Source organism: Pseudomonas sp. B7(2017), assembly GCF_002112745.1.
Lineage (GTDB): Bacteria > Pseudomonadota > Gammaproteobacteria > Pseudomonadales > Pseudomonadaceae > Aquipseudomonas > Aquipseudomonas ekonensis.
Map to the genome: position 1 here is coordinate 213,738 of NZ_NEIP01000005.1, position 18,990 is coordinate 232,727.

An 18,990-nucleotide genomic window follows, 5' to 3' on the forward strand; every position below is an offset into this window, starting at 1 on the left:
GCGCCGGGCTTTTTGCATTATGCGACCGGCCCTGGGTCTGAACGAACACTGAACGATTGTGTTCGGGCAGAGCGCAGAGGTACCGGCGACTTCAAAGACGGCCTAATATGCGTTATCAATTGTCCCCGCGTCGAATCAGCATGAAGCATCTGCTCCCCAGCTCCGCCCTCGCCCTCATCATCGGTATCGGTCTGTTGCCGGTCTCGGGCAGCTCATTCGCAGCCAACAGCTGGGACAAGCTGCAGCCCGACCGTGACGAAGTGATCGCCAGCCTGAACGTCGTCGAACTGCTCAAGCGCCACCACTACAGCAAGCCGCCGCTGGACGACGCCCGTTCGGTGATCATCTACGACAGCTACATCAAGCTGCTGGATCCGTCGCGCAGCTACTTCATGGCCAGCGACATCGCCGAATTCGACAAGTGGAAGACCCAGTTCGACGACTTCCTCAAGAGCGGCGACCTCAACGCCGGGTTCACCATCTACAAGCGCTACCTGGACCGCGTGAAGGCGCGCCTGGACTTCGCCCTCGGCGAACTGGGCAAGGGCGTCGACAAGATGGACTTCACCACCAAGGAAACCTTGCTGATCGACCGCAAGGATGCGCCTTGGCTCAAATCCACCGCCGAGCTCGACGACCTGTGGCGCAAGCGCGTCAAGGACGAAGTGCTGCGGATGAAGATCGCCGGCAAAGAGCCCAAGCAGATCCAGGAAACCCTGACCAAGCGCTACAAGAACCAGCTGGCGCGCCTGGACCAGACCCGCCCGGAAGACATCTTCCAGGCGTACATCAACACCTTCGCGATGTCTTACGATCCGCACACCAACTACCTGTCGCCGGACAACGCGGAAAACTTCGACATCAACATGAGCCTGTCCCTCGAGGGCATCGGCGCCGTGCTGCAGAGCGACAACGACCAGGTGAAAGTCGTGCGCCTGGTGCCGGCCGGCCCTGCCGACAAGACCAAGCAGGTCGCCCCGGCGGACAAGATCATCGGCGTCGCCCAGGGCAACAAGGAAATGGTCGACGTGGTCGGCTGGCGCCTGGACGAAGTGGTCAAGCTGATCCGCGGCCCGAAAGGCACCGTGGTGCGCCTGGAAGTGATTCCGGCCAGTAATGCGCCTAACGACCAGACCAGCAAGATCGTGCCGATCACCCGCGAAGCGGTGAAGCTCGAAGACCAGGCCGTGAAGAAGTCCGTGCTCAGCCTGAAACAGGACGGCAAGGACTACAAGCTCGGCGTGATCGAGATCCCGGCCTTCTACCTCGACTTCAAGGCATTCCGCGCCGGCGACCCGGACTACAAGAGCACCACCCGCGACGTCAAGAAACTGCTGACCGAACTGCAGAAAGAGAAAGTCGACGGCGTGGTCATCGACCTGCGCAACAACGGCGGCGGCTCCCTGCAGGAAGCCACCGAGCTGACCAGCCTGTTCATCGACAAGGGCCCGACCGTGCTTGTGCGCAACGCCGACGGCCGTGTCGACGTGCTCGAAGACGAAAACCCGGGCGCCTTCTACAAAGGGCCGATGGCGCTGCTGGTCAACCGCCTGTCCGCGTCGGCCTCGGAGATCTTCGCCGGCGCCATGCAGGACTACCACCGTGCGCTGATCATCGGCGGCCAGACCTTCGGCAAAGGCACCGTGCAGACCATCCAGCCGCTGAACCACGGCGAGCTGAAACTGACCCTGGCCAAGTTCTACCGCGTCTCCGGCCAGAGCACCCAGCACCAGGGCGTACTGCCGGACATCGACTACCCGTCGCTGATCGACACCAAGGAAATCGGCGAAAGCGCCCTGCCGGAAGCCATGCCGTGGGACACCATCCGCGCGGCGATCAAGCCGGCGGTGGATCCGTTCAAGCCGTTCCTGGCGCAGCTCAAGTCCGAGCATGACACCCGCACCGCCAAGGATGCGGAGTTCGTGTTCATCCGCGACAAGCTGGCCCTGGCGCAGAAGCTGCTGGAAGAGAAGACCGTCAGCCTCAACGAAGCCGACCGCCGCGCCCAGCACGCCGACATCGACGCCAAGCAGCTGGCGATGGAAAACATCCGCCGCAAGGCCAAGGGCGAAGAACCGCTCAAGGAACTGAAGAAAGAAGACGACGACGCCCTGGCCGCCGCCGAGCCGGACAAGGTCAAGCCGGAAGACGACGCCTACCTGAGCGAGACCGGGCGGGTGCTGCTGGATTACCTGAAGCTGAGCAACCAGGTCGCCAAGAAGTAAGGTGATGGCAATTTAATGGTGACGATCCCCGGATCGTCATCAAACAGTCATCATTCTGTCGTGCAATAAAGGACTGGGAGCGACTCTTGAACAAGAGCGCTCCCAGTCCTTTTTTTATCGCCCGAGAATGCCATGACCACGACCGAACAGCTGAGTGCCTTGAGCTCGATCCTGACTCAAAGCGGTTTGCACAGCCTGTTCCAGCCGATCATCTGCCTCTCGCAACGGCGCATCCTCGGCTACGAGGCCCTCACCCGGGGCCCGTCCAACAGCCCGCTGCACTCCCCCATCGCCCTGTTCGCCGTGGCCCGCCAGGCCGGCCGCCTGAGCGAACTGGAGATCGCCTGCCGGCAAAGCGCTTGCCGGCGCTTCAACGAACAGCGGCTGCCGGGCAAGCTGTTCCTCAACGTCTCGCCGGAGTCGCTGCTTGAGGCCGCGCATCAACCGGGGCGCACGCTGCAACTGCTTCAGGACTTCGGCATCCCGCCCAGCCAAGTGGTGATCGAACTGACCGAGCAGACGCCGACCGACGACTTCCAGTTGCTGCAAACGGCGCTGCACCACTACCGGGCCATGGGCTTCTCGATTGCGCTGGACGACCTCGGCGCCGGCTATTCGAGCCTGCGGCTCTGGTCCGAGCTGCGTCCGGACTACGTGAAGATCGACCGCCACTTCATCGACGGCATCCATCAGGATGCGCTCAAGCGCGAGTTCGTCGGCTCGATCCTGCAGATCGCCAAGGCCTCCAGGGCCCAGGTGATCGCCGAGGGCATCGAACTGCCGGAAGAGCTCGCCGTGCTCACGGAGATGGGCATCGACCTGGTGCAGGGCTACCTGCTGGGCCGTCCCCAGGAACATCCGCCCCGGGACGCCCGGGCCCTGATGCCCAAGCACGACAGCAGCGCCGTCGCCCTGAACGACGAAGGCAGCGACCTCAGCGCCCTGCTCAACGACCAGCCGGCGGTCAACCGCGACACCCCGACCGCCAACGTGCTGGAAGCCTTCCGCCGCCAGGCCAACCTCAATTCGCTGGCGGTGCTCGACGCCCAGGACCAGCCCTGCGGCATCGTCCACCGGCATTCCTTGTCCGATGCGCTGCTCAAGCCGTTCGCCACCGACCTGTTCGCCCGCAAGCCGATCAGCCGCCTGATGAGCGAAGATTTCCTGGCCGTGGAAATGAACCAGTCGCTGCAGCAGGTCAGCCGCCTGATCACCAGCCGCGCCCGGCAACGCATCGAAGAGGATTTCATCATCACCCTCAACGGCAGCTACCTGGGCCTGGGCCGGGTGATCGACGTGCTCAAGCTGATCACCGAGCTGAAGATCCAGCAGGCCCGCTACGCCAACCCCCTGACCCTGCTGCCCGGCAACGTGCCGATCCAGCAGTGCCTGACCCGCCTGCTGCAGCAGGGCCGCGAGTCGATCATCTGTTACGTCGACATCGACAGCTTCAAGCCCTTCAACGACATCTACGGCTACGGCCGGGGCGACGAAGTGCTGCTGTGCCTGGCCCAATGCCTGAACGAGCGCGTCGACCCCACCCGCGACTTCGTCGGCCACATCGGCGGCGACGACTTCCTGCTGGTGCTGGGACCTGAAGACTGGCGCAAGCGCCTCAACCAGTTGCTCGACGACTTCCAGAGCCAGTGCCGGCGCTTCTACCGCCCCGAACACCTCGACGCCGGCTGCTTCACCGCACCGAACCGTCAGGGGGTGCGCCAGGAATTCCCGCTGCTGTCGCTGTCCATCGGCGTGGTGCACCTGCACCCCGAGGCGTGCGGGCAACTGGACGCCAGCCAGCTCGCGGAAATGGCGTCGCAGGCCAAGCACCACGCCAAGAATGTGCCGGGCTACAGCGTGCACGTCATCGACTGCGGGGCCGTGCCTGACGCAGGGCCGGCGTTGCTGATGGGGCAACGCTGAGACCGTCTCCTGTGGGTGCGGGCAGGCTCGAACGACAGGCGCAAAAAACGGGGCGGGAGGTTGCCCTCACGCCCCGCTCATTCGTTGAGACAGGCCTGTCACTCGGATCGTCCGCGCGCCGCCAGTTCCTTGAGCTTGACCTCCGCCAACGGATGCCCGGCCTTGGCGGCGATCCCCCACCAGCGCTCGGCCTCCGCCGGATCCGGCGCCTTGGACGGCGTGCCGGCCAGGCTGATGGCCCCGACCTGGTAGGCCGCCTTGCCGTCACCGGCCAACGCGGCCAGGCGCAGCAACCGCACGCCCTCTTCACGCGCCCCCAGCCCCACGCCGCGAAACGTCAGGATGTGCCCGTAGAAGCTCTGCGCGCCGACATCGCCCAGGTTCGCCATCCGGGCGAACTGCCCTTCGAGCCAATGCCAGCCTCGGGGCTGGCGGACGAACCATGACCAGTGGAACAACCTGCGCGCCAGCCAGTAACCGGCGTGCGCCTTGAACTTGAGAAACACTCAGGCCTCCGCCGATTCGGGGTATTCGTACTCGAACACCCGCACCACTTCGGAGGCGTGCCAGGAAGCGGCGGCAACGCCGTCGGACGGCCCGGAGAAACGCCCCAGCCGCTCGACGCATTCAAAGAAACCGGTGCGCGGCAGGCGGCTGGCGCCCTGGCTGATCACCAGCGAACTGCGCAACGGTTGTTCGGCCTTGGCGTCCAGGGCGGCGAGATGCTCCAGTGCCGCAGTCAGCGTCTGCATCGCCGGCGTGGGCAGTTGCAGTCGTTCGAGCAAGGCCCGATAGGTCAAAAGGTGGCGCTGCCTGCGCGCCTGATCCAGCTCCCCCAGCAATCCGTCCCAATGTTGACGGCTGATGCGTACGCTCACGATTGTTCCCTCCACCCTGGCACCGTCAGTTCCCAGGCCAGGCTGCGGCGAATCGCGGCGTCGGGCTGACGCTCGCCGTTTTCGATCATGGCCAGGTAAGACGGGCTGATGCCTACCGTGCGGGCGAGCGCCTCGATGGCGATGCCCTTCCCTTCGCGCAAACTGCGTAATTGGTCCAGACCTGGAAGAATCGGGTCCGGGGTGGCCGCGACCGGCGCCGGTGCCGGCCGCGACGGTGTTTCGTTGATGCCTGCTGCTTTCAGTAGAGCCTGATACTGAGCCCATGGCAGAACCGCATACTCGGGCTCGCCTTCGCGTGTAATGATCTGAATATCCATGACTACCCCGTAGGACTACACCACTTAGCGAGTCAGCACTTTTCCCTTGAAGTGTAATCCTAACAGCGGCCAAGGTCGTGGGGGGCATCTATCTGAATGAGCGACCGTCGCCGATCATTTTTTTTTCGGGCCTTGAAGCTGAAGCTGCTCGGGGGTATCGGGCAGGCGCTCGACCACACGAAGCTTCTCCGGAGCCTGTTGGTTGCGCCACCGGCGGAACGCATCGAGTTCGTCACCGAGGGTCTTCATCAGCCAGGCGAGCACAGCGATGTCATCCAGCATGCCGAACACCGGAATGAAGTCAGGGATGGCGTCGACAGGACTGAGGAAGTACATCAGCCCGGCCACCACCGATACGATCGCCTTGGGACTGATCGCCCGGTATTCGCCGCGCCACCACGCCAGGCACAACGCCTGAAGCAGGCGCAGGTCATCCTTGAGCTTGCCCAGCCGGTCGCCTTGGGCGGCACCCTTGCTGGCCACGGCGAACAGCAACGTCGGCAAACGCCCGCGGGCGAGCAGGCGTCCGGCCAGGGGCAGGAATCGGGCGAAGTTCCACGGCGTTTTCATCTGATTTTTCCCGTTGAAATGTTATCCACACAAATTGTGGATAACCTTGTGAACAGAGCTGCATTTCGACGCTGAGAGCCCCGTTTCACAAGGGCTGCGCTCAGATCGGGCGTTTTTTACTCACCTAAAAAACCCCAATATTTCATTGACTTGGCGAGCCAGGACAGTTACCGCCGGTGGCTCAATGTCTGGGACTGCCGGCACCGGCAGGGGTTCGTTCTGTTTACGCTTGCCGCCGTCCAGATGCAACAACGCCCCGCATGAGCGAGGCGTTGTGGGCGAAACCGACGCTGCTTACTTGGCAGCGGCGTCTTCTTTGGCCGGATCCTTGATGGCCAGCAGTTCCAGGTCGAACACCAGCACCGAGTTGGCCGGGATCGCCGGGCTCGGGCTCTGCGCGCCGTAGGCCAGGTCGCTCGGGATGTACAGCTTGTACTTCTCGCCGACGTGCATCAGTTGCAGGCCTTCGACCCAACCCGGGATCACGCCGCTGACCGGCAGGTCGATCGGGCTGCCGCGCTCCACGGAGCTGTCGAACACGGTGCCGTTGGTCAGCTTGCCGGTGTAGTGAACGGTCACCACGTCGGTCGGCTTAGGCTGCGGGCCGTCGGCCTTCTTGACCACTTCGTACTGCAGACCGGATGCGGTGGTGACCACGCCGGCCTTCTTGCCGTTCTCTTCGAGGAATTTCTTGCCGGCGGCCGCCGACTCTTCGCTCATCTTGGCCATGCGCTCTTCGGCACGCTTCTGCAGCGCCGCGAAGGCTTCGACCAGTTCTTCGTCTTTCAGCTTCTGTTCTTTCTTGCCGACGGCGTCTTCGATGCCTTGGGCCACCGCTTTGGAGTCCAGGTCATCCATGCCTTCCTGGGCAAGGCTCTTGCCCATGTTCAGGCCGATGCCGTAGGAAGCTTTTTGCGCCGGGGTTTTCAGCTCCACGCTGGTCTGCGAATCGCAACCTGCGAGTACCAGGCTAACCAGGGCAACCGCCGCCGCCAACCGATGCTGTTTCATGCTATTTCCTTGTTCATGCGCCGAATGGGCAATCGAGTAAAGCCGCGAGCTTATCAGGCCGCCACGACCAATGGCTACCGGCATGAGAGCAGGAAACCTGCGATAAGTTCAGGGATTAAAACGCATTTGATCCAGAGCGGGATGAAGCTTCTGTCATCTTGGCCTGACGATCACTGCCGACGCTTCTCACAATGCTTGTCGTAATGGCCACTTGCCCCACCCTGCCCGGCTCAGGCATAACAGCGCAACAATTCGACAAGGATGTACATCTTGCGCCTCTTTTACCGACTGTTGATCCTGATCGCCGTGCTGGCAGCTCTTGCCCTCGCGTTAGTGCTGTACTACGTCGCCAACCCGAAACTGCCCTTCTACACCCCCGTGCAGCAAGTGCATTACCTGAAGCAGTGGACGGAGGAAGAACGCCAGGCCTATTACTTCACGCCCCAAGGCACGCAAGTCAAAGGCCTGCGCTACACGTGGTTCCAGGCGCTGGAACTGCCGTTCTCCCAGCAGCGCTTCGCGTCACCGGAATACCTGGCGCGTTTCGGTTTCCTGGTGGATCCCCAGCAGAAGGCCACGCCGCAGAACCCCGGCAACCTGCCCGTGGGCTTTGCCCGGCACCAGAACCCCGGCAGTTCCGAGCAATACCTCGACATCACCTGCTCCGCCTGCCACACCGGCGAGCTGCGCTTCAACGGCCAGGCCGTGCGCATCGACGGCGGATCCGCCCAACACGTGCTGCCTTCCAGCGTTCCTACATTGCGTGGCGGCAGTTTCGGACAGGCGCTGGTGGCAAGTCTGGCGTCCACCTATTACAACCCGTGGAAATTCGAACGCTTCGCCCGCACCGTGCTGGGCGACGACTACGACAGCCGCCACGGGCAGCTGAGAAAGGATTTCAAGCAATCGCTGGACACCTTCCTCAGCGTCGCCTGGAACGACACCCACCGCGGCCTCTACCCCACCGAAGAAGGCCCGGGCCGTACCGATGCGTTCGGCCGGATCGCCAACGCCACCTTCGGCGATGCCATCACGCCCGACAACTACCGCGTGGCCGACGCTCCCGTCGATTACCCGCAACTGTGGGACATGTGGACGTTCGACTGGGTGCAGTGGAACGGCTCGGCGCAGCAGCCGATGGCACGCAACGTCGGTGAGGCGCTGGGCGTCGGCGCCACGCTGAACTTCTTCGATGCCGACGGCCAGCCGCTGCAAGGCGACGCGCGCTACCCCTCCAGCGTCCGCGTGCGCGACCTGCACACGATCGAACAGACGCTGCAGAAGCTGCAGCCGCCGACCTGGCCCGAAGATCTGCTGGGTGCCGTCGACAAGCCGCTGGCCGCCAAGGGCCGGGCCCTGTTCGCCGAAAACTGCGCAGGCTGCCACGTGCCGCGCCAGACCCAGGAAGGCGGACGCTGGGTGCAGCACCTGCCCATGCTGCCGGTGGAGGTCATCGGCACCGATCCCGGCGCCGCCACCAACATCGCCAACCACCGCTTCGATCTGACCGCCCTGCAATGGGATCCGGCGGAACTGGCCAAGATGGACGTAAAACTGCACCCCGATCCCACCGAGCCGCTGGACTTGAGCCGGCTGTCGGTGGCCAAGGGGTTGGCCTACGTGACGGCCTTCGTGGAAAACCGTGCCTATCGCGAGGCCGGCGTCACCCCGGCCGAAAAACCGCAACTCGACGGTTTCGGCCTGCCTATCGGCGTACGCGAGAAAGTCGCCTACAAGGCCCGCCCGCTGGCCGGCGTCTGGGCCACGCCGCCGTTCCTGCACAACGGCTCGGTGCCCAGCCTCTTTCAACTGCTGTCGCCGCAGGACGAACGCGCCACCACCTTCTACAAAGGCACGTTCGAGTACGACCCGCGGCATCTGGGCTACCGCACCGAGGCCTTCACCAACGGCTTCCTGTTCGACACCCGAATCACCGGCAACCACAACAGCGGCCACGAATTCCGCGCCGGCGAACGGGGCAACGGCGTGATCGGCCGGCTGCTCCAGCCCGAGGAACGCTGGGCCCTGCTGGAATACCTGAAAGTGCTGGGCGGCCCGCTGGAGGCGCAACTGCCATGATCTTCAAGACCGACAAAAAACCGTCCGCGCTGGCGCGCCTCTGGCTGTGGCTGGGGCGGATCCTGGGCAAGACCCTGCTGCTCTTGCTGGCGCTCGGCCTGATCGGCTGGGCCTTGGCCACCGCCTGGTTCGCCTGGCAGCACCGTGGCCCGGTCTCGGCGCTGGAACAGATTCCGCCGGGTGAAGCGGCCATGACCCAGGACGTCATCCAGACCGCCGTGCGCATCGTCGATCAGCACCGGGAAAGCACCCGGTATCTGCGTGATGCCCACGCCAAGGCCCACGGCTGCGTGAAGGCGCAGGTGCAGGTGTTGCCGGATCTGGCCGAGAACCTGCGCCGCGGCGTATTCAGTGAGCCGGGCAAGGTCTGGCAGGCGACGGTGCGCCTGTCTAACGGCAACGCCTACCCGCAGTTCGACAGCATCCGCGACGCCCGGGGCATGGCGATCAAGCTGCACGATGTGCCGGGCAAGCAGTTGCTGGACGACCGCCGGGATCTGCATGAACAGGATTTCGTGATGTTCAGCCACCCGAACTTCTTTGTCAGCGATGTCGCCGAATACCGTCAGAACGTGGCGGCGCAGGCGGACGGCAAGCAGGTGATGGCGTTCTTTCCGGGCTGGGATCCGCGTAACTGGCAGGTCCGTCATTTGTTCATCGCCCTGGCGACGCTGTCTGCGCCGCCGGAAAGCCCGACGCGCACGACGTACTTTTCGGTGTCGCCGTATCGGTTCGGGGACGCCAACGCCAAGTTCCGGGTGACGCCGGATCCGGACAACTGCCCCGCCTACACCTTGCCCAAGCAGAACCGGGACCTGCCGAACTTCCTGCGCAGCGCGTTGAACCAGCAGTTGTCGACGGATCGCGTGCCCGCCTGCTTCGCGCTGCAGATCCAGCGCCAGGACGCCCGGGCGTTCATGCCCATCGAGGACACCAGCATCGAATGGCGCGAGCAGGATGCACCGTTCGAGACCGTGGCGCGCATTACCCTGCCGCCCCAGGATTTCGACACCCCGGCGCAGAACCTGCAATGCGACAACCTGTCCTTCAACCCGTGGTTCGGCATCGAGGCCCATCGGCCGATCGGCGGGATCAACCGTTTGCGCAAGGCGGTGTATGAGGCGGTGAGCGACTACCGGCACAGCCGCAACGCCAACCAATGAAACGCACTGTGGCGAGATCCCTCGCCACAGGGGATGTGCAAAAAAGTAAATCGCAGACAGCAAAAAGCCCGCACTAGGCGGGCTTTCCGTGTGGTGACCTGGCGTTCAGTGTTCCAGGCTACCGAATATGGCGCAGCGGACGGGACTCGAACCCGCGACCCCCGGCGTGACAGGCCGGTATTCTAACCGACTGAACTACCGCTGCGCGAAACGCTTGAAACGAATGGTGGGTGATGACGGGATCGAACCGCCGACATTCTGCTTGTAAGGCAGACGCTCTCCCAGCTGAGCTAATCACCCTTGCTTCGTTACGGGGCGCATTATGCCACAAGTTTTCGTAAAGTGTTGATTTAATTGAAGTTTTTTTCAAAAAAACCTGAAAACCCGTGAAACGATGCAACCCGAGGAACAACGTACAAACTTGAGACAGAAAAAAACCCGCCTCAGCGGGTTTTCCGTGGTGACCTGGCGTTCAGTGTTCCAGGTTACCGAATATGGCGCAGCGGACGGGACTCGAACCCGCGACCCCCGGCGTGACAGGCCGGTATTCTAACCGACTGAACTACCGCTGCGCTAAACACTTGAAACGAATGGTGGGTGATGACGGGATCGAACCGCCGACATTCTGCTTGTAAGGCAGACGCTCTCCCAGCTGAGCTAATCACCCTTCGCTTCGGTGTGGCGCGCATTCTACGGAGCGACCCAACCTCTGGCAAGCACTTTTTCAATTAATTTTTTCAGGCCTTCCAAAGGCTTAGAGAAGGGTTGGCCTATGGCACGGCGAAGACAATAATGCCCTCCTTTGTATAAAGGAGAGATTCACCCCATGTGGTTCAAGAACCTGCTTATCTATCGCCTGACCCAAGACCTGCCTGTCGATGCCGAGGCGCTGGAAACCGCACTGGCCACCAAACTGGCGCGTCCATGTGCAAGCCAGGAGTTGACCACCTACGGTTTCGTCGCACCGTTCGGCAAGGGCGAGGATGCGCCGCTGGTGCACGTCAGCGGTGATTTCATGCTGGTCGCCGCCCGCAAGGAAGAACGCATCCTGCCGGGCAGCGTCGTGCGCGACGCAGTGAAGGAGAAGGTCGAAGAGATCGAAGCGGCGCAGATGCGCAAGGTCTATAAGAAGGAACGCGACCAGATCAAGGACGAGATCATCCAGGCGTTCCTGCCGCGCGCCTTCATCCGCCGCTCGTCGACCTTCGCCGCCATCGCGCCGAAGCAAGGCCTGATCCTGGTCAATTCCGCCAGCCCGAAACGCGCCGAAGACCTGCTGTCCACCCTGCGTGAAGTGCTGGGCACCCTGCCGGTCCGCCCGCTGACCGTGAAAACCGCACCGACCGCCGTGATGACCCAATGGGTCACCACCCAAGAGGCCGCCCCGGACTTCTTCGTCCTCGACGAATGCGAACTGCGCGACACCCACGAAGACGGCGGCATCGTGCGCTGCAAGCGTCAGGACCTGACCAGCGAAGAGATCCAGCTGCACCTGAGCACCGGCAAGGTGGTCACCCAACTGTCGCTGGCCTGGCAGGACAAGCTGTCGTTCATGCTCGACGACAAGATGACCGTCAAGCGCCTGAAGTTCGAAGACCTGCTGCAGGATCAGGCGGAACAGGACGGCGGCGACGAGGCCCTGGGCCAACTGGACGCCAGCTTCACCCTGATGATGCTGACCTTCGGCGACTTCCTGCCGGCGCTGGTCGAGGCGTTGGGCGGTGAAGAGACGCCGCAGGGCATCTGAGGCCGGACGATGTACAACCTGTAGGAGCGAGCCTGCTCGCGATCGGCGATCGACATTCAACGAAAGGGTTGACTGAACGTCCGCCATCGCGGGCAGGCTCGCTCCTGCAGTCGTTTTGTGGTGCACATAAACAATAAGGATCAGGCCATGCGCGCACTGGCAGCACTGAGTCGTTTCGTCGGCAACACCTTCGCCTACTGGGTACTGGCTTTCGCGGTGCTCGCCTTCCTGCAGCCGGCCTGGTTCCTGGGCCTCAAGGGCGCGATCGTGCCGCTGCTGGGCCTGGTGATGTTCGGCATGGGCCTGACCCTCAAGCTCGACGACTTCGCCGCCGTCGCCCGTCATCCGTGGCGGGTGGCGCTGGGCGTGGTGGCGCATTTCGTGATCATGCCAGGCATGGCGTGGCTGCTGTGCCAGGTGTTCCGCCTGCCGCCGGAAATCGCCGTCGGCGTGATCCTGGTGGGCTGCTGCCCGAGCGGCACGGCCTCCAACGTGATGACCTGGCTGGCCCGCGGCGACCTGGCGCTGTCGGTGGCCATCGCCGCCGTGACCACCCTCCTCGCCCCGCTGCTGACCCCGGCCCTGATCTGGCTGCTGGCGTCGGCCTGGCTGCCGGTGTCGTTCATGGAGCTGTTCTGGTCGATCCTGCAGGTGGTGCTGCTGCCGATTGTGCTGGGCGTGGTTGCCCAACGCCTGCTGGGCAACAAGGTCCGTCACGCGGTGGAGGTGCTGCCGCTGGTGTCGGTGGTGAGCATCGTGGTCATCGTGGCCGCGGTGGTGGCCGCCAGCCAGGCGAAGATCGCCGAATCCGGCCTGTTGATCATGGCGGTGGTGATGCTGCACAACAGCTTCGGTTACCTGCTGGGCTACTTCACCGGGCGCCTGTTCAACCTGCCGCTGGCCCAGCGCAAATCGCTGGCGCTGGAGGTCGGCATGCAGAACTCCGGCCTCGGCGCCGCCCTGGCCAGCGCGCACTTCTCGCCGCTGGCGGCGGTGCCGAGCGCGTTGTTCAGCGTGTGGCACAACATTTCCGGGGCGCTGCTGGCCACCTGGTTCCGGCGCATGGACGAGAAGGATGGGCGCGAGACACTCGTCCAGCAGACCGACTGAGCGCGAACTTGATCCCCCGGTCGATGCTGGGCACTATAGCGCCCAAAGCAGGGACGACCCTGCGGCTCGCACGAGTCATCATCCTGGGGACGACCCCGTCAATCGATGGAGGTCCCGCATGTCCTGGATCATTCTGTTTTTCGCCGGCCTGTTCGAGGTCGGCTGGGCCGTCGGCCTGAAGTACACCGACGGCTTCAGCCGCCCGCTCCCCACCGCCCTCACCGTCGCCGCCATGGCCATCAGCCTGGGCCTGCTCGGCCTTGCGATGAAGGAACTGCCGCTGGGCACGGCCTATGCGATCTGGACCGGGGTCGGCGCCGTGGGCACGGTGATCGCGGGCATCATCCTGTTCGGCGAGTCGATGGCCTTGGTGCGCCTGATCAGCGTTGCGCTGATCGTGGCCGGGCTGATCGGGCTCAAGGCCAGCGCTTAAAGCACTGGCCCCTTCCCGGTGCATGACGGGCGCGGGCGTCACTTCCTGACCGTCCCGCGCAACTCCCCGACCAACGCCTGCAACTGCGCCGGCTGCGCCGCCTCCACGGCCACCGGCGCCCCCGCCACCAGCGTCACCCGCGACCACAAACGGTGGAAGAACCCTTTGTCCGGATCCCGGCTGAAGAAACTCCCCCACAGCCCCTGCAACGCCATCGGGATCACCGGCACCGGCGTCTCTTCGAGAATCCGCGTCAGCCCGCCCTTGAACTCGTTGATTTCGCCGTCCGCCGTCAGCTTGCCTTCCGGGAAGATGCACACCAGCTCACCGTCCTTCAGATACCGGGCGATGCGGGTGAAGGCCTTTTCGTAGATCTGGATGTCTTCCTGGCGGCCGGCGATGGGAATCGCCCCCGCCGTGCGGAAGATGAAGTTCAGCACCGGCAGGTTGTAGATCTTGTAGTACATGACGAAGCGAATCGGCCGACGCACCGCGCCTCCGATCAGCAAGGCATCGACGAACGACACGTGGTTGCACACCAGCAGCGCCGCGCCTTCATCGGGGATCGCTTCAAGGTTGCGGTGCTCGACGCGGTACATGGAGTGGCTGAGCAGCCAGATCATGAAACGCATGCTGAACTCGGGCACGATCTTGAAGATGTAGGCGTTGACGCCGATGTTCAGCAGCGACACCGCCAGAAACAGCTGCGGGATCGACAGTTTCACCAGGCTCAGCAGGACGATGGACACGATGGCCGAAATCACCATGAACAGCGCATTGAGGATGTTGTTGGCGGCTATAACCCGCGCCCGCTCGTTCTCGGCGGTGCGCGACTGGATCAGTGCGTACAGCGGCACGATGTAGAAACCGCCGAAGATGCCGAGGCCGAGGATGTCGATCAGCACGGCCCAGGCGTGGCCGAAGCCGAGCACTTGGGTCCAGCTGTGCCCGCTCGCGCTGTCCGGGATCCCGCCGGAGTGCCACCACAGCAGCAGGCCGAACACGGTCAGCCCGAACGAGCCGAACGGCACCAGGCCGATCTCGACCTTGCGCCCGGAAAGCCGCTCGCACAGCATCGAACCGACGGCGATGCCGACCGAGAACACCGTGAGGATCAGGGTCACCACGGTTTCGTCGCCGTGCATCCACTCCTTGGCGTAGGCCGGGATCTGCGTCAGGTAGATCGCCCCGACGAACCAGAACCACGAGTTGCCGACGATGGAGCGCGACACCGCCGGCGTCTGGCCCAGCCCCAGCTTGAGGGTGGCCCAGGACTGGCTGAAGATGTTCCAGTTCAGGCGCAGCTGCGGGTCGGCGGCCGCCGCCCTGGGGATGCTGCGGCTGGCCAGATAGCCCAGCACGGCGATGCCGACGATCGCGGCCGACACCACCGGCGCATAGTGCGCCGACGACATCATGATCCCGGCGCCGATGGTGCCGGCCAGGATCGCCAGGAACGTGCCCATCTCCACCAGGCCGTTGCCGCCCACCAGCTCGTCCTCGTGCAGGGCCTGGGGCAGGATCGAGTACTTCACCGGCCCGAACAGCGCCGAGTGGGTGCCCATGGCAAACAGCGCCACCAGCATCAGCGACAGGTGATCGAACAGGAAGCCGACCGATCCCACAGCCATGATGGCGATTTCCGCGAGTTTGATCAGACGGATCAGCGAATCCTTGGCGAACTTCTCCCCGAACTGCCCGGCCAGCGCCGAAAACAGGAAAAACGGCAGGATGAACAGCAGCGCGCACAGGTTGACCCAGATCGAGCGGTCGCCTTCGATGGTCAGCCGGTAGAGGATCGCCAGGATCAGCGATTGCTTGAACACGTTGTCGTTGAAGGCCCCCAACGACTGGGTGATGAAGAACGGCAGGAAGCGCCGGGTTCGCAGCAGGTTGAACTGTGAGGGGTGACTCATCTTCCGTGTGACCTGTTTTTTGTAGGGAGTAGGTAGAGAACGGCCTGGATACGGTTATTGGAGTCTCGAACCGCGATCCAGGCCACACCTTACCTAAACTTTGCCGGTCATTTCTTCAAACCTGCAATGCAGGGCGACACGAACAGCTCGCCGCGCCAGGCGCCCTGCAGGGTGCGTTTGCCGACGATCAGCCACATCACCGCCAGCAGCGCCACCAGCAGGCAGCCCGCCACGCTGAAAAAGCCCAGGTGCAGCGTGCCGGCCAGTTTCAGGGTCGCCAGCGAGTACACACCCAGCGGGAAGGTGAAACCCCACCAGCCGAGGTTGAACGGGATGCCGTCGCGCAGGTAACGCACGGTGATCAGCAGCGCCATCAGCATCCACCACAGGCCGAAGCCCCATAGGGTGATGCCGGCCACCAAGCCCAGCCCCGAGGCGACCTCGCCGACGCCCGGCAGGCCGTTGGCGGCGAAGATCGCCGGCGCATCGCCGCCCAACAGCAGCATGCCCAAAGCGCCGGTGCCGATCGGACCGAGGGCGAGCCAGCTCGACGCGGCCATGCTTTCGTGGGGCAGTTTGTGCAAAGCCATGCGCAGCAGCAGGATGGTGAGGATGCTGAACGCCACCGGCAGGGAAAACGCCCACAGCACGTAGCTCGTCGCCAGCACCACCAGTTGCGCGTGGGCGTCGGCCAGATGCGGCGCGAGCAGGCCGCCGCTGGCCGCCGCCACTTCCGCCGCCACCACCGGCAGCAGCCAGACGGCGGTCATCTGATCGATGCTGTGTTCCTGGCGGGTGAACATCATGTACGGGATCAGCACACCGCAGGCCAGCGACATCGCCACGTCCAGCCACCACAGCGCCTCGGCCAGGTGGATCACCCCCTCGCCCCAGCGCGGCAGGCCGAACGCCAGGAAACCGTTGATGATCGTCGCCAGCCCCATGGGAATCGTGCCGAAGAACATCGAAACCGTGGAGTGCCCGAAGATCCGCCGTGCCTCGTCGAAGAACAGCACCCAGCGCGCGGCGTAGGCAACGGTAAACAAGGTGAACAACAGGATGTTGAACAGCCACAGCCCTTCGGCCACGGCGTGCAGGCCGGGAACGGACACCGGCAGTTGCGCCAGCGCCAGGGCGAGCACGCCGGTGCCCATGGTGGCGGCGAACCAGTTCGGGGTGAACTGGCGGATCGCCTCACGCGGGTGCTGCAGGTGGCTGAAGGGTTTGATGCCGGGTTTGGCGGTGTTGGGGCAAGTCATCATGAACTCCTGTCCTCTGGTGAGGTTGGAACCATGATAGATCCGGATCGAATATCTATATAACGGGTAATTTCTCTATCTGTTATCTGTTCTACAGATAAGCAATCAGACGCTGCCTTCCGTTTCGATCACCAGAATCCGCGCTTCGCCCTGAGGATGGGCGACATGCTCGGTGCCGACCGAGGCGTAGAAAATGTCGCCCGCCTCCAGCAGCACCTGCTGCTCCTGGCCCTGTTCGCGGTAGCGCATCTGCACGCGGCCATCGAGCACCACGAACACTTCCTCGCCATCGTTGACGTGCCATTTGTAGGGCTGATCCGTCCAGTGCAGGCGCGTGGTGATGCCGTTCATGCTGGCGATGTCCAGGGCGCCCCAGGCGCGTTCGGCGGTGAACGCCTTGCTGCGGATGATCTTCATGGGTCGTTCCGTGAGAGAAGTGGCCGGCCAAGGCTAACCGAATCCGCCGCGCTTATGGAACGCCGCACGCCTTCACCGCCTGGGGACGGAAGCTGACCAGCAGCGCGCCCACCGCCAGCACGATCAGCACCGCGCCGTAACCGTCGGTGGTGGCCAGCAGGCCCAGGCTGCGGGTGAAGTGCCCCGCCAACAGCGCCGGCAGGCAGAACGCCAAATAGCTGAGCACATAAAAGGACGACATCAGCCCGGCCCGCTCGTGGGGCAACGCCAGCGGCACCAGGCTGCGCACTGCGCCGAGGAAACCTGCGCCGAATCCGCAGCCGGCCACCAACGTACCGAAGAAGAACAGCGACAGGCTGGCGCTGTGCACCCCCAGCAGCATCAGCACCACACCGCTCGGCAACAGGCTGGCGCCCAGCTGCAGCGCCCGGCCTGCGGGCCGGTTGCGCAGGGTGAAGATCATCAGGGCGCCGGTCACGGTCAACGCGGCCACGGTTGCCCCGCCGATCAGGTTGGAGGTGGAACCGGTCGCCGTGCGCACCAGCGACGGGGCCAAGGAAGCGTAGAAGCCGCCCAGCGCCCAGGTGGCGGTGTTCAGCGGCAGCACCCGCCACAAGGTCGACCGGGCCTGGACCGGCACATGCAGGGTCGGCCGCAGCGAAGCCCAGGCCCCGGCCTGCGGGGTGACGCTCTCAGGCAGGCGCCAGACGTACGCGGCCTGCGACACAAACAGCGCCAGCAGCAGCCAGTAGGTCAGCTGCAACGGCGCCGGGGCGAACTCCACCAGCACGCCGCAGCCCATGGCGCCTGCCGCCATGCCCAGCAACGGCGCCACGCTGTTGATCAGCGGCCCCTGCACGCGGTCGGTGTCCAGCAACGTGGCGCTCAACACCGCCGTGGCCATGCCCGTGGCGAAGCCTTGCAAGACCCGCGCACCGATCAGCCAGGCCACACTGTCGGCATAGATGAACGCCAGCATCGCCAGGGCGTTGAGCACGGCGGCGGCGAAGATCACCGGCTTGCGTCCCAAGTGGTCCGACAGCGAGCCGACGGTCAGCAGCGCCGCCAGCAGGCTCAAGGCGTACACGCCGAAGATCAGGGTCAGCACCGCCGCCGAGAAGTGCAGGTGATCCTGGTACAGGTGGTACAGCGGCGTCGGCGCCGTGGAAGCGGCGAGAAAACTGAGCAGGGTGATCGCCAGAAACCACAGGCTGGAACGGTTCGAAACAGGGCTGGTCATGGGCACGCTCCTTAAAAGCTAATTTTTTGCTTTTGCGGAGTGTGCGCCCGGTTTTCGCTTAAAGCAAATTCTTTGTGTTAAGGTCGCCGCCATGCCTATCAAAGAAAGCAGCCGCCCCGGCGGCCGAAGCGCCCGGGTGCAGGAATCGATCCACTGCGCCGTGCGCGCGCTCCTCCAGGAACAGGAGCGCTCCACCGTGACCGTCCCGCAGATCGCTGCGCGGGCCGGGGTCACGCCCTCCACCATCTACCGGCGCTGGGGCGACCTGGCGGCCCTGCTGGCCGACGTCGCCCTCGCCCGCCTGCGCCCCGAAAGCGATCCGCTGGACACCGGCAGCCTGCGCGGCGACCTCCGCGCGTGGGCCGAGCAGTATCTGGACGAGATGAGCTCCGAGCCGGGGCGCAACGTCATGCGCGACGTGCAGGCCAGCGCCACGCCGGGGTTCTGCATCGCGATCATCGCCGACCAGTTGCAGACCATCGTCGACCGCTATCCGGACGACTCGCCGCCCTCGGTGGATCACCTGATCAACCTGGTGGTGTCGCCGACGGTGTTCCGCATCCTGTTCGCGGCCCAGCCGCTGGAAGTGGAAGCACTGCACCGGCTGATCGACATCGCGCTGCGCCAGGACTGACACCGCAGAATCTGTGGGAGCCAGCCTGCCGGCGATGACGGCCTGCC

Annotated in this window: 17 protein-coding genes and 4 tRNA genes; 8 read left to right on the plus strand and 13 right to left on the minus strand. The window is 64.1% G+C overall.

What is annotated here, in order from left to right:
• Nucleotides 1–140 precede the first annotated feature (140 nt).
• The gene (locus tag CAG29_RS12265; RefSeq protein WP_170929972.1) at nucleotides 141–2,225 is read left to right on the plus strand and encodes a carboxy terminal-processing peptidase; all 2,085 of its coding nucleotides are present in this window, start codon (nucleotides 141–143) and stop codon (nucleotides 2,223–2,225) included.
• 132 nt (nucleotides 2,226–2,357) lie between these two features.
• Entirely contained in the window at nucleotides 2,358–4,148 is a 1,791-nt protein-coding gene (locus CAG29_RS12270; RefSeq protein WP_085656319.1) for a bifunctional diguanylate cyclase/phosphodiesterase, read from the plus strand.
• A gap of 98 nt (nucleotides 4,149–4,246) precedes the next feature.
• Here the strand turns inward: CAG29_RS12270 and CAG29_RS12275 are convergent, their stop codons facing one another.
• From CAG29_RS12275 to CAG29_RS12295, 5 genes are all read right to left on the minus strand, one after another.
• On the minus strand, nucleotides 4,247–4,654 hold the full coding sequence (locus tag CAG29_RS12275; protein WP_085577691.1) for a sel1 repeat family protein: 408 nt from the start codon (nucleotides 4,652–4,654) through the stop codon (nucleotides 4,247–4,249).
• Nucleotides 4,655–5,026 carry a hypothetical protein gene (locus tag CAG29_RS12280; protein ID WP_003223109.1) on the minus strand — a complete coding sequence of 124 codons (372 nt, stop codon included), beginning with the start codon at nucleotides 5,024–5,026 and terminating at the stop codon, nucleotides 4,655–4,657. It lies immediately after the preceding gene.
• Nucleotides 5,023–5,364 carry a helix-turn-helix domain-containing protein gene (locus CAG29_RS12285; RefSeq protein WP_085577692.1) on the minus strand — a complete coding sequence of 114 codons (342 nt, stop codon included), beginning with the start codon at nucleotides 5,362–5,364 and terminating at the stop codon, nucleotides 5,023–5,025. The genes CAG29_RS12280 and CAG29_RS12285 overlap by 4 nt, the downstream gene beginning before the upstream one ends.
• A 114-nt stretch (nucleotides 5,365–5,478) precedes the next feature.
• Nucleotides 5,479–5,934: a YkvA family protein gene (locus tag CAG29_RS12290; protein WP_085694584.1), complete on the minus strand. Its 456-nt coding sequence runs from the start codon at nucleotides 5,932–5,934 to the stop codon at nucleotides 5,479–5,481.
• Between the two features lie 294 nt (nucleotides 5,935–6,228).
• A complete protein-coding gene (locus CAG29_RS12295; protein WP_085577694.1) occupies nucleotides 6,229–6,945 on the minus strand; it encodes an FKBP-type peptidyl-prolyl cis-trans isomerase in 717 nt (238 codons plus the stop codon).
• 270 nt (nucleotides 6,946–7,215) lie between these two features.
• Between CAG29_RS12295 and CAG29_RS12300 the strand changes: the two genes are divergently transcribed.
• Nucleotides 7,216–9,024, plus strand: coding sequence for a di-heme-cytochrome C peroxidase (locus tag CAG29_RS12300; protein ID WP_085577695.1), 1,809 nt, complete (start codon nucleotides 7,216–7,218; stop codon nucleotides 9,022–9,024).
• Complete coding sequence (locus tag CAG29_RS12305; RefSeq protein WP_085694586.1) at nucleotides 9,021–10,187, plus strand: catalase family protein; 1,167 nt, start codon at nucleotides 9,021–9,023, stop codon at nucleotides 10,185–10,187. Before CAG29_RS12300 ends, CAG29_RS12305 begins: the two co-directional genes overlap by 4 nt.
• Before the next feature lie 128 nt (nucleotides 10,188–10,315).
• Here CAG29_RS12305 and CAG29_RS12310 read toward each other — a convergent pair.
• The 4 genes from CAG29_RS12310 to CAG29_RS12325 form a co-directional block, all read right to left on the minus strand.
• Nucleotides 10,316–10,392, minus strand: a tRNA-Asp gene (locus CAG29_RS12310).
• A 19-nt stretch (nucleotides 10,393–10,411) separates the two neighbouring features.
• Nucleotides 10,412–10,487, minus strand: a tRNA-Val gene (locus tag CAG29_RS12315).
• Between the two features lie 195 nt (nucleotides 10,488–10,682).
• A tRNA-Asp gene (locus CAG29_RS12320) sits at nucleotides 10,683–10,759 on the minus strand.
• A gap of 19 nt (nucleotides 10,760–10,778) precedes the next feature.
• Nucleotides 10,779–10,854, minus strand: a tRNA-Val gene (locus tag CAG29_RS12325).
• Nucleotides 10,855–11,013: 159 nt separating this feature from the next.
• Here CAG29_RS12325 and rdgC point away from each other — a divergent pair.
• The 3 genes from rdgC (at nucleotide 11,014) to sugE (ending at nucleotide 13,477) form a co-directional block, all read left to right on the plus strand.
• Entirely contained in the window at nucleotides 11,014–11,934 is a 921-nt protein-coding gene (gene rdgC, locus CAG29_RS12330) for a recombination-associated protein RdgC (protein WP_085631205.1), read from the plus strand.
• A gap of 147 nt (nucleotides 11,935–12,081) precedes the next feature.
• A complete protein-coding gene (locus CAG29_RS12335; protein ID WP_085694588.1) occupies nucleotides 12,082–13,044 on the plus strand; it encodes a bile acid:sodium symporter family protein in 963 nt (320 codons plus the stop codon).
• A gap of 118 nt (nucleotides 13,045–13,162) precedes the next feature.
• On the plus strand, nucleotides 13,163–13,477 hold the full coding sequence (gene sugE, locus CAG29_RS12340) for a quaternary ammonium compound efflux SMR transporter SugE (RefSeq protein WP_085577699.1): 315 nt from the start codon (nucleotides 13,163–13,165) through the stop codon (nucleotides 13,475–13,477).
• A 38-nt stretch (nucleotides 13,478–13,515) separates the two neighbouring features.
• Here sugE and CAG29_RS12345 read toward each other — a convergent pair whose 3' ends face one another.
• The 4 genes from CAG29_RS12345 to CAG29_RS12360 form a co-directional block, all read right to left on the minus strand.
• Nucleotides 13,516–15,393, minus strand: a complete 1,878-nt coding sequence (locus CAG29_RS12345; protein ID WP_085577700.1) for an MFS transporter — start codon at nucleotides 15,391–15,393, stop codon at nucleotides 13,516–13,518.
• A 107-nt stretch (nucleotides 15,394–15,500) separates the two neighbouring features.
• Nucleotides 15,501–16,652 carry a TDT family transporter gene (locus CAG29_RS12350; protein ID WP_085577701.1) on the minus strand — a complete coding sequence of 384 codons (1,152 nt, stop codon included), beginning with the start codon at nucleotides 16,650–16,652 and terminating at the stop codon, nucleotides 15,501–15,503.
• Nucleotides 16,653–16,757: 105 nt separating this feature from the next.
• Entirely contained in the window at nucleotides 16,758–17,069 is a 312-nt protein-coding gene (locus CAG29_RS12355; protein ID WP_085577702.1) for a cupin domain-containing protein, read from the minus strand.
• Between the two features lie 52 nt (nucleotides 17,070–17,121).
• Nucleotides 17,122–18,309, minus strand: coding sequence for an MFS transporter (locus CAG29_RS12360; RefSeq protein WP_085656324.1), 1,188 nt, complete (start codon nucleotides 18,307–18,309; stop codon nucleotides 17,122–17,124).
• A gap of 91 nt (nucleotides 18,310–18,400) precedes the next feature.
• Here CAG29_RS12360 and CAG29_RS12365 point away from each other — a divergent pair, with 91 nt between their 5' ends.
• Nucleotides 18,401–18,943: a TetR/AcrR family transcriptional regulator gene (locus CAG29_RS12365; RefSeq protein WP_085577704.1), complete on the plus strand. Its 543-nt coding sequence runs from the start codon at nucleotides 18,401–18,403 to the stop codon at nucleotides 18,941–18,943.
• Nucleotides 18,944–18,990 lie beyond the last annotated feature (47 nt).